The following is a 2,334-nucleotide window of genomic DNA, read 5'->3' on the forward strand; positions in this document are numbered from 1 at the left end:
TACATGCTTATGATGAGTTTAGTAAAAATGTATGGCCAAGCACAATTAAATCTATGCAAGATAATGCAAGTTTAGATGAGAATGAATACTATCAAGTAGTAAAATACTTACAAAGAGTAGCTCCTGGCGATGATGAATAAGTATATTTTTAAAAGTGTAAGTAAATACTAAAAAAGATTAAGGAATTTAAAAGTTTGTTTTTAAATTCCTTTTGAGTGTTTTTTAAATATCTTAGTGGTTTATTAGGTTTTAAAATATATAAAAAGTTGTTGCCGAAGTATTTTCATTCATTTATAGAATGTCAAAAGAAATGAAATGATTTTAGATTTATACAAAATCACTCTTAGTATAATTTATTTTAAAAACGAAATTGAATATATTTAAAGGTTTAAGGAATTTAAAAATTTATTTTAAATTCCTTATCTAAACTAGCAATTTTTACACATATTAAAGATTAAATCATCAAATCTTTTCACAAGTCTTACTTGCTCGTCTAATTCTTCACAATTATAAAGCTCTTCGTATAAAGCTAAAATATCTTTAAATATACCTTCTTGCTCTTTTTTAATTGATTTTGCAATGTTTTCTTCTAATGATTTATTTTGTTTTAAATTCTTATTAAGCAAACATCTAATCGCATCATCTTTATAAAGTAATAAATGTATTTGTATAAATAAATTATTTTGCAATCTACCACTATTTTGAGCATTATTAAAGTTATTTTCAGATAATTTTTCATAAGAACTTAAAGTATCAAAAAACTGATTTGTTTTTTCTTGATTTTTATTGCTAATTTCTGAAACTTGATTTGAATATTCTAAACACTTTTTAACACTTTCTTTTAAAGAATTTATATTCAAATTAATAGTATTGGTAGCTTCTTCTGTATTATTTGCTAATTTTCTTACTTCATCAGCAACTACCGCAAATCCACGACCATGCTCACCTGCTCTTGCTGCTTCAATTGCAGCATTTAATGATAATAATTGAGTTTGGTCTGTAATGTCTTTTACCATTTCAATAATTTTTGATATTTCATTTGTTTTTTCATTTAGACCATTGATTAAATCAGTAAATAAACCTATGTAATTTTGTAATTCATTTGAGCTTTTTGACAATTCTTTTACCATAGTTTGAGTAGTATGCGAATCATCTGCAATTTGCTTTGAAGAATTTAAAATGCTATTTAAATTAGTTTGATTTGTGCTTAAGCCATTTGTTAAAATATCAATTATACCTGAATCATTATTGTTTTGTTGAACCTTAATACTAAGTTCATTTAAGCGTTGAGTTTCTATACTTTTTGCAATTCCTAAAATAGCACTTACTAAATTATCAGCAGTGCTTTTAAATCTACCTTTTAAACCTACACTATTAATATTTCTATAAGTTGCACCAGAAAAAGCAACTTCAATAGAACTAGCAACTTCTCTTTGCCACACTTCTATTTGGTCTAACAAATTATTTAAATGATTTGCTAATATTGTGTATTTTTCGCCCTTTATACCAGTAACTCTTGATTCTAAATATCCATTTGAAGTTTGCTCTAAAACTTCTATAATTTTATTTAATGCTTCATCATTATTTTTATTAAATATACTCATTTTAGCCCCTGAATACCTATCATAAATTCGTTATAACCTTTATTTTCTTTTTTCAAAATATCTTCTATAATTTTCCAAGAAGCATCAACTCCTTGAGCTTTCTCAACTTCAAGCATTTTAGCATATAAAGCAATAATAACTTCTTTAGCTTTTTTACCTATTTTTCTTCTAACTGAATAATATCCTATCGTATTACCAGATAAATCATAAGATATGCTAATATTGGCAAATACCCAGTAATATCCACCATCAAATGTTCTGTTTTTTACGAAAGCATAAACTTCTTTTCTTCCTTTTAATTGTTGCCACAAGTATCTAAAAACTGCTTTAGGCATATCTTTATGTCTTACAACATTATGTGGCTTATTTAAAACTTCATTTTCTGTTGAACCTATAATTTTTAAAAAAGATTCATTAGCATAAGTAATATTGCCTTTAATATCTGTTTTGCTAACTATAAAGTCATTATCCAATAGTTCCTTTTCCATTTCTTCCCCAATCATTATAATAAAAAAATAATTTTATAATATCTTCATTATTGTAAAATAGAGATATTATATTTTTGTAAATTTATTATCGTGAAATAAATTTTATTACTCAAACTTATTCTTCATAACAGCTTCAACAGCAATGCTAGCCATTAAATCTACTTCATCTGATATTTTATTAGTATTATCAGCTACTACTACATTAGCGCGTGTTAGCTCATCTATACTACTTATTGCTTCAT

1 protein-coding gene and 1 pseudogene are annotated in these 2,334 nt (G+C 25.3%); both read right to left on the bottom strand.

The features are described 5' to 3' along the window. Positions 1–428: 428 nt before the first annotated feature. A pseudogene (locus tag KJR01_RS10610) lies at positions 429–1,013 on the bottom strand (methyl-accepting chemotaxis protein); the annotation flags it as partial. 587 nt (positions 1,014–1,600) lie between these two features. Then, positions 1,601–2,092: a PAS domain-containing protein gene (locus KJR01_RS09510; protein ID WP_214118998.1), complete on the bottom strand. Its 492-nt coding sequence runs from the start codon at positions 2,090–2,092 to the stop codon at positions 1,601–1,603. Positions 2,093–2,334: the final 242 nt, after the last annotated feature.

It is taken from the genome of Campylobacter sp. 2018MI10 (assembly GCF_018501175.1).
GTDB lineage: Bacteria > Campylobacterota > Campylobacteria > Campylobacterales > Campylobacteraceae > Campylobacter_E.